The organism is Tardiphaga sp. (genome assembly GCF_025356345.1).
Lineage (GTDB): Bacteria > Pseudomonadota > Alphaproteobacteria > Rhizobiales > Xanthobacteraceae > Tardiphaga.
Map to the genome: position 1 here is coordinate 1 of NZ_JANXTC010000037.1, position 8,047 is coordinate 8,047.

The 8,047-nt window shown below is 65.6% G+C and carries 7 protein-coding genes; 1 reads left to right on the forward strand and 6 read right to left on the reverse strand.

From position 1 onward, the window contains the following. Positions 1 to 383: 383 nt before the first annotated feature. The 4 genes from Q0S16_RS01900 to argH all read right to left on the reverse strand — a co-directional run bounded on the left by Q0S16_RS01900 (position 384) and on the right by argH (position 6,449). Positions 384 to 2,903, reverse strand: coding sequence for a TIGR02302 family protein (locus Q0S16_RS01900; RefSeq protein ID WP_295844418.1), 2,520 nt, complete (start codon positions 2,901 to 2,903; stop codon positions 384 to 386). 401 nt (positions 2,904 to 3,304) lie between these two features. After that, entirely contained in the window at positions 3,305 to 4,570 is a 1,266-nt protein-coding gene (lysA, locus tag Q0S16_RS01905; RefSeq protein ID WP_295844402.1) for a diaminopimelate decarboxylase, read from the reverse strand. 6 nt (positions 4,571 to 4,576) lie between these two features. After that, positions 4,577 to 4,864, reverse strand: coding sequence for a lipoprotein (locus Q0S16_RS01910; protein ID WP_295844404.1), 288 nt, complete (start codon positions 4,862 to 4,864; stop codon positions 4,577 to 4,579). Between the two features lie 181 nt (positions 4,865 to 5,045). Beyond that, entirely contained in the window at positions 5,046 to 6,449 is a 1,404-nt protein-coding gene (argH, locus tag Q0S16_RS01915) for an argininosuccinate lyase (RefSeq protein ID WP_295844406.1), read from the reverse strand. 103 nt (positions 6,450 to 6,552) lie between these two features. Here argH and Q0S16_RS01920 point away from each other — a divergent pair, with 103 nt between their 5' ends. After that, positions 6,553 to 7,218 (forward strand): TlpA disulfide reductase family protein, encoded by a 666-nt coding sequence (locus tag Q0S16_RS01920; RefSeq protein WP_295844411.1) that lies wholly within the window; start codon positions 6,553 to 6,555, stop codon positions 7,216 to 7,218. On the opposite strand, the gene Q0S16_RS01925 is transcribed toward Q0S16_RS01920, so the two are convergent. Further along, on the reverse strand, positions 7,215 to 7,409 hold the full coding sequence (locus Q0S16_RS01925) for a putative motility protein (protein WP_295844413.1): 195 nt from the start codon (positions 7,407 to 7,409) through the stop codon (positions 7,215 to 7,217). The two genes, Q0S16_RS01920 and Q0S16_RS01925, sit on opposite strands and share 4 nt — an antisense overlap. A 41-nt stretch (positions 7,410 to 7,450) precedes the next feature. Further along, positions 7,451 to 7,801: a hypothetical protein gene (locus Q0S16_RS01930; RefSeq protein ID WP_295844415.1), complete on the reverse strand. Its 351-nt coding sequence runs from the start codon at positions 7,799 to 7,801 to the stop codon at positions 7,451 to 7,453. Between the last annotated feature and the right edge of the window lie 246 nt (positions 7,802 to 8,047).

The following is an 8,047-nucleotide window of genomic DNA, read 5'->3' on the forward strand; positions in this document are numbered from 1 at the left end:
CCGTCCTTGAACACTCCCCTAGCCATAAGGGGGCATGTTCAAGTCGGGGCTGGCGCCCTGCGACCTTCGCTCCGGCCTGACGCTGCCGCGTCACCGCATCCCGCCCCGCGATCGCCGACGTCGCGAACGCCCCTCTCACCGCGGCGGGACAAAGCGGATTATAATCAATAAAGGATTATTGTCAACAAGAAATAGGAATAAATATTTGACGGGTTGGGGTCGCCCCGCATCGTCATTGCGGGGCGTGAGCGGCGCCAGCCGCGCGCGAACCCGGAATCTTGAAATGATCAGCGCAAAACAGCACGGGATTCCGGGTCCGCCGCCAGCGGCTCCGCCGCTATCGACGCCCCGGAATGACGAGGGAGGAGGACGGCAAGAGCCGCTCAATAATCCTTCAGCAGCCGTTCGATGTAATCGAGTTCGAGCTGCGGGCGGGTGGTGTCGCCGAGCCGGCGGCGCAGCTCTTCGAGAATGCGGCGAACGCGCTGCACGTCGATCTCGCCGGGAATCTTCACGCTGAGATCGTCGCCGAGGTCGCGGCTCTGCAACGGGCGGCCGAGTGGATCGCTCTGCCGGCCGGCGCCCTGCTGGCGGCCCGGATTGTTGCCGGGACCATCGCCCTGGCCTTCGCCCTCGCCGGGTTGCATGGCCTGCGCCAACGCTTGCGCGCCCTTGCGCATCGCATCGATGGCGCGGCCCTGCGAGCCCTGGGCGCCCTCGGCATTGCCGTCGCCAAGCTGGCCGTCGGCGTCGCCCATCGCGGAATCGGCGTCCCCCAGGCCATCGCCGTCATCGCCATCGCCGGCCTCGCCCTGCTGGCCCTGTCCGCCCTGACCCTTTTCGCCTTTTTGGCCCTTCTGACCTTTCGGCCCCTGGCCCATGCCCTGCTTGGCGAGCTGGTCCTGCAGCTTCTTCAGCCGATCGCGCAGGTTCTGCTGGTCCTGCTGCAGATCGCTCATGCCGGGATCGCCCTGCTTGCCGTTGCGCGAGCGGTCGCGGCGGGAATCCTGGCCCTGCTTGAAGGTCTTGTCGCGCAATTGCTGCTGCTTGCGGATCATGTCGCCAAGCTCGTTCAGCGCCTGCTCCATCTCACCATCGCCCTGCTGGCCGGGCTGCGCCATCTGCAGGTTTTCCAGCATTTGCTGCAGCTGGTCGAGCAGCGCCTTGGCGCCTTCCTTGTCGCCGGCGCGCGACTTCTGCTCCATCTGCCGCATCATGTCGTCGAGGTCGCGCTGCCGCAGCACCTTGCTGTTCTTGTCGAGCGGGCGCGCCAGCTGCTGCGGATTGTCGCGCATCTTTTCGGCGAGCTGCTTCAGGAACTTGTCCATCGCGGCGCGCAGATTTTCGGTGAGCTTCTTGATTTCCTCGTCGCTGGCACCGCGGTCGAGCGCCTGCTTCAGCGCGTCCTGCGCCGCCTTCAGCGCCTTGTCGACGTCGGTGATATCGCCATCCTCGATGGTCACCGCCAGCGACCACAGCGAGGCAACGACCTCGCGCAGCGCGGCGTCGGTACGGGCGCGATCGAGCTGGGTGGCGACGCTGCGCAGGCCGAGATACTGGCCGGCTTCCGGCGTGAACGCCTCCGGCGCGATCATCAGCGCCTCCAGCGCGAAGGCGACCTGGCTGTTCTGGGTGGCGTCGAGCGCGAGAATCCGCCGCTGCTCGATCAGCGCGCGCGGCAGCGGCTTGGTGAACAGCCGTTCCGGCAGCCGGGTGTTGAACGGCTCGCTCTTGCCCTCATTGCCGGATTCGTCCTTCGCGGTCAGCGTCAGCGTCACATCGGCGCCGGCATAGGGATCCTCGGAGAGGTCCTTAACGGTCTGGCCGACGCCATTGCGGGTGCGCGCGTTGGGCAGCACCAGCGAGAATGACGGCGGCTCGAACAGCGGGCGTGGCTTGGCGCCCTTGGTATCGGTCGCGCGGGCGACGAATTGCGCATGGGCTTCGGTGACGCCGTAATCGTCCTCGAGCTTGTAGGACATCTGCAGCGAGCCGCGCGCCTGGCGCTCGGGATCCTTGGCCAACGCGATGGTCGGCGCCCGATCGGCAGTGGCGGTGAATTTCCACACCGGCTGGCCGGACGGCGCGCGGACATGCGCGGTGCCATCGGCGGCAATGGTGAAGTGCTTTTCGCTGGTGCCCTTCGGCGCATCGGTGGCGGGCGCCGCCTCGGTGACACCGCCGGAAAGCGCGACGTCGAGTGCGCCGCCGCTGGAGCGGACGATCAAGCTGCTGCCGACCGGCACCGGTAACGCGGCGGCATCGGCCGTGCCGGCCTCCTTGTTGGCGGCGGAGAGAATGATCGGCGGCCTGCCGGTATAAAGCGGTGGCGTCAGCCAGGCGTCGACGCGAACATTGGCAGGCGCCAGCACGCCGTTCCAGTCGAACGCCGCCATGATACGGGCGCCGCGTTCACCGGACGCGGCAAACCAGGTCGCGACCAGCAGCACCGCGACCAGCGCGCGCAGCGCCCACGGGTCGTGCCGCGGCAGCCGTGGCGATGGCAGGCCGGCGCGGATTTCCTTCAGTGACGACAATGTACGCTCGCGCTGCACCTGCCACAGCGCGCGGGCCATCGGATCCTGCGTCGACAGCGTGTCGGCCAGCGCCGTCGCCGGGCGGTGCCGGATTCCGGTACCGCGGTCGAGCCGCGACAACCCTTCCTCGCGCGACGGCCAGCGGAATTTAACCAATGGAACCAGCGTCGCCAGCGCGCCCAGCGCGAACAGCGAAAGCCCGATGGCACGGGCGATGAACGGCAGCATCAGCCACAGCCCGGCCCATGAGGCCACCAGGAACAGGCCAATGACGCTGACCAGACGCGCCAGATGCGGCCAGCCGCGCTCCCACGCGATTGACCAGCGGGCGCGCTGCAACGCCTGCGTCAGCTGAAGCCGCGCCATCGTTTCAGGATCGCGCGGGACGTCTGGTCGTTCGGGGGGCGTGGCGCTCACGACGATCTCCGGGGTTGCCGAACAGCACACTAGCACGACGGCTGCAATGAGGCATGCCATGGCGCCGGCACAACACCATGCAAGCGGCGAGCCTAAGGGGATTCGGGGAGAATAGGGTCACGAAGCCGTGAGGGGTATTTTAATGAAGCAAGCGCTGGCGCGCTTTCCCTCCCCCGCGCCTTCGCGTGGGGAGGGTGGCCGGCCGAAGGCCGGTCGGGTGGGGGTGGTGCAGCCTGCGCCGTTGAGTGTGAGGCATTCCCCCACCCGTCGCATTTGTTCGCTGCGCTCTCAAACGCGCCACCCTCCCCACTGCGCGCGGCTATGCCGCGCTTGGGGGAGGGACAGAGCCCTCACAGCCAGGGTGCGGTCTTGTCCAGCGCAATGAGGTCCTCGACCTCGACCCGCGGGCGGACCACGGCGTAGTGATTGCCGTTGACCAGCACTTCCGGCACCAGCGCCCGGGTGTTGTAGGTTCCTGCCTGCACGGCGCCATAGGCGCCGGCGGTCATCACCGCGATCAGGTCGCCGGGCTTCGGCAGCGGCAGCTTGCGATCCAGCGCCAGATAGTCGCCGGTCTCGCAGACCGGGCCAACCACGTCGGCGACGATCATCGAAGCGCCTTCGGCCGGCGCCTGCACCGGCAGGATTTCGTGATAGGCCTCATACAAGGTCGGCCGGATCAGATCGTTCATCGCCGCGTCGATGATGACAAAATTCTTGCCGTCGCCGTGCTTCACATAGACCACCCTGGCGACCAGGATGCCGGCATTGCCGACGATCAGGCGACCGGGCTCGAACATCAGCGTGCAGCCAAGATTATGGGTCACACGCTTGACCATCGCCGCATAGGCCGCGGGCTCCGGCGGCACTTCGCGGTCCTCATAATAGGGAATGCCGAGGCCGCCGCCGACATCGACATGGCTGATCGTGTGGCCGTCGCCGCGCAGCACGGTGACGAAATCGGCCAGCAGCCGGAACGCCACCTCCATCGGTGCCAGATCGGTGATCTGGCTGCCGATATGCACGTCGACGCCGCGGACCTTGATGCCCGGCAGCTTCGCGGCGCGGGCATAGACGGCGCGCGCGCCGGACAGCGGGATGCCGAACTTGTTCTCGGACTTGCCGGTGGTGATCTTGGCATGGCCGCCGGAATCGACGTCCGGATTGACCCGGATCGAGATGCGCGCGGTGCGTCCCATCTCGACGGCCAGCGCCGACAGCAGTTCAAGTTCGGGCTCGGATTCGACGTTGATGCAGAGAATATCTTCCGACAACGCGGCGCGCAGCTCGGTCGCGGTCTTGCCGACGCCGGAAAACAGGATCTTGTTCGACGGAATGCCGGCCGCCAGAGCCCGCTTCAATTCGCCGCCGGACACCACATCGGCGCCAGCGCCGAGCCTGGCCAGGGTGCGCAGCACCGACTGGTTGGAGTTCGCCTTCATGGCATAGCAGACCAGCGAATCGACATCGGCAAAGGCCGCGCTGAACACGCGATAATGCCGCTCCAGGGTCGCTGTCGAATAGCAATAAAACGGCGTGCCGACAGTCTCGGCCATTTCGGCAATATTCACGCCCTCGGCGTGAAGCACGCCGTCGCGGTAGTCAAAATGGCGCATGACGGGCTAGTCCAGCAGCGGATCGAGGAGGAACGGCTTCTTGCGGCCCTTCGCGGCGGCGGGCGGCGCATCATCGGCGCCGGTGGTCGGTGCGAAGATGGCAGCACCCTTGTTGGCCGCGGACTGCGAATCGGCGCTCGCCGGCTGCGCCATCGGAGCGTCCGGCTGCAGCGATGACTGCTGCGGTGGCCGATCGAGGCCGCCCTTGCGGCCGCAGCCGGCCAGCGCCAGCGCAGAAACGGTCAGAACAAGAAAAGCCCATCGCGAAGACGCAGGGCGGGTCGAACGATTCACGGCGATATCCCCAAATGCAGCCGCACCATACTAAGATTGGCGCGGGCTGGCGAGAGGTGCTGTCGTCCCCGCGAAGGCGGGGATCCATATCCTCAGGCGTCGTAACTAAAATACCGCAGCTTCCGTGTTCGAATTGAGGAGACGGAGCCTATGGGTCCCCGCTTTCGCGGCGACGGCACGCCTATTTTCGCTCTTTTTCCAGTCGCTTGAGCCAGGCTTTCGCCTGCGCCAGGACGTTCTTCGGCGCCGTACCGCCATAGCTGACGCGGCTTTTCACCGAGGATTCCACCGATAACACGGCCAGCGCCGCGGCGGTGATCTTCGGCTCCACCGCCTGCATGTCCTTCAGCGGCAATTCGTGCAGCGGCACGCCGGCCCTGGTGGCGAGACCAACGATCTTGCCGGTGACGTGATGGGCATCGCGGAACGGCATTTTCAGGGTGCGGACCAGCCAGTCGGCAAGGTCGGTGGCGGTGGCATAGCCCTCGCCGGCGGCGGCATGCATCTTGGCCTCGTTGGGCACGAGGTCGCGGACCATGCCGGTCATGGCGCGGACCGCCAGCGACAGCGCCGAAAACGCCTCCATCGCGCCCTGCTTGTCCTCCTGCATGTCCTTTTGATAGGCCAGCGGCAGGCCCTTCATGACGATCAGCAGCCCGGTAAGCGCGCCGATGACGCGGCCGGTCTTGGCGCGCACCAGCTCGGCAGCGTCCGGATTGCGCTTCTGCGGCATGATCGAGGAGCCGGTGGTGAATTTGTCGCTTAACCGCACCAGCCCGACCAGCGGCGAGGTCCAGATCACGATCTCCTCGGCAAAGCGCGACAGATGCACGGCGGCGATCGAGGCGGCTGACAGCGTCTCAAGGACAAAGTCGCGGTCGGATACCGCATCGAGCGAATTGTTCATCGGACGGTCGAAGCCGAGCGCCTTGGCCGTCGCGTGGCGGTCGATCGGGAACGAGGTGCCGGCCAGCGCGGCGGCGCCAAGCGGGCTTTCATTGAGGCGCTTGCGGGCGTCGGCAAAGCGGCCGCGGTCGCGCGCCGCCATCTCGACATAGGCCATCAGATGATGGCCGAAGGTGACCGGCTGCGCGGTCTGCAGATGGGTGAAGCCGGGCATCACGGTACCGGCATGTTCCAGCGCGCGATCGACCAATGCGCGCTGGAACGCGGCAAAGGCCTCGTCCAGCGCATCCAGCGTATCGCGGACAAACAGCCGGAAATCGGTGGCGACCTGGTCATTGCGCGAGCGCGCCGTGTGCAGACGGCCCGAGGCCGGGCCAATCAGCTCGCCGAGCCGGCTCTCGACATTCATGTGAATGTCCTCGAGCGCGCGCTTGAAGGTGAACGAGCCCTTGGTGATCTCTGACAGGATCGTGTCTAGACCTCCGGCGATATTTTTCGCATCTTTCGCGGTGATAATGCCCTGCGCGGCCAGCATCGCGGCATGGGCTTTCGACGCGGCAATGTCCTGGGCGTAGAGGGCGCGATCGACGTCGATGGAGACATTGATTTCCTCCATGATCGCGTCGGGGCTCTCGCCGAACAAACCGCCCCACATCTTGTTGCTCGTGCTGGAAGCCATGACCTGTCACTCGATTGGTCGGCGAAGCGCGAACCGCGCTTTTCCGCCGATTTCCCCATATAAGCCCCTGCATAGCCGCAACTGACACTGGATGACAAACGATATGCCCGACACGCCCCCCCGCCTCTGGCGCCGCAAGCTCATCGTGCTGGGCTCGGTCCTGATCGGCGCCGTGATCGGCTATGCCGCGGTGGCCCGCTTCAGCGATTACCGCACACCGCCCGGCGACCCGGACTGCCAGCCGGCAGTGGCACTGTCGAAAAAGATTTCGCCGCTGGCCCGCGGCGAGATCGCCGGCCTGACCATGGCCACCGCGCCGCTGAAGCTACCGGACCTGACCTTTCTCGACAGCGACGGCAACCCGAAGAAGCTGTCGGACTGGCGCGGGCGCACGGTGCTGGTGAACCTGTGGGCAACCTGGTGCGTGCCGTGCCGCAAGGAGATGCCGGCGCTGGACGCGCTGCAGGGCCAGCTCGGCGGTCCGGATTTCGAGGTGGTGGCGGTCAATATCGACACCCGCGACCCCGCCAAGCCGAAGGCCTTTCTGAAGGACGGTAACCTCGACAAGCTCGCTTACTTTACCGACACCAACGCCAAAGTGTTTCAGGACCTGAAGAGCGTCGGCCGGGCGCTGGGGATGCCGACCTCGGTGCTGGTCGACGGCAAGGGCTGCGAGATAGCCACCATCGCCGGTCCCGCCGAATGGGCCAGCGACGACGCCGTGAAACTGGTCAAGGCCGCGATCAGGCCGAACGCGGCAGGGCTTTAGGCCGCAATATCCAGATTGCCGCCAACCCCGGCACCGAGATTGGCCTGCGATGACTGCTGGGCGGCGCCGAGCAGCGTCAGCACCGAGGATTTCTCCATATCGGCGTTCGATTTCATGATCGCAGCGCCGATCTGCGACTGCGTCTTGCCCGCCTGCAAGGCAAGCGCGCTGGCAACCAGGGCCATGTCCATTCGCGATACTCCGTACGGCCAAGGATGTAGCCCGGAAAGTGTTAACGAATGTTTCTGTCAGGCTCTCGAAGGCCGGCCATGGCGACGGCCGGTTCCTGCTCATACACGGTGACGATGACGCCGTAAGGCTCAAGCGCGGCGGCGATAGCACCCACTTCTCCGGGAATGGCAATTGCGATTGTCTCGCTCGCTGCCAACCGGTTGATGGCTTCGTGCGCGTATTTGAGCCTCAGGCCGAGGCCGACCATCGCTTTGGCCAGCGCGACTATGTGGGGGATATCGATCGGCTTGATCCACACATTAGGCGCGACGGAGTCTAATGGTGCGAGGGGCTCGTCCTTTGAAGCGGCCGCTCGTTCGAGTGCCTCCCTCAATGATAATTTCATCGACATTGGCTTGCTCCAGAAGCTTGCGTCCAATGATATTGAGACCGGGCCGCCCCAGTGCGCCGGGCGTCAGCCCATCGATATGCGCTCTATCGACATACGAAATGCGTCCAACTTGGTGCACATTTCCAATGATCCTGCATCTACCCACGGGCGTGATCACCTCGACAAGCAAGATGTCGCTCTCCGCCTCAGAGATTTCAAGAATAACCTCATCTGGCCGAAACATACATAGCCCGCATGCCGGTTGCC

Coding starts and splice junctions, on each gene's coding strand:
- Q0S16_RS01900 (WP_295844418.1), bottom strand. CDS start 2,903: ATGGCGCGGCTTCAGCTGACGCAGGCGTTGCAGCGCGCCCGCTGGTCA.
- lysA (WP_295844402.1), bottom strand. CDS start 4,570: ATGCGCCATTTTGACTACCGCGACGGCGTGCTTCACGCCGAGGGCGTG.
- argH (WP_295844406.1), bottom strand. CDS start 6,449: ATGGCTTCCAGCACGAGCAACAAGATGTGGGGCGGTTTGTTCGGCGAG.
- Q0S16_RS01920 (WP_295844411.1), top strand. CDS start 6,553: ATGCCCGACACGCCCCCCCGCCTCTGGCGCCGCAAGCTCATCGTGCTG.
- Q0S16_RS01925 (WP_295844413.1), bottom strand. CDS start 7,409: ATGGACATGGCCCTGGTTGCCAGCGCGCTTGCCTTGCAGGCGGGCAAG.
- Q0S16_RS01930 (WP_295844415.1), bottom strand. CDS start 7,801: ATGTCGATGAAATTATCATTGAGGGAGGCACTCGAACGAGCGGCCGCT.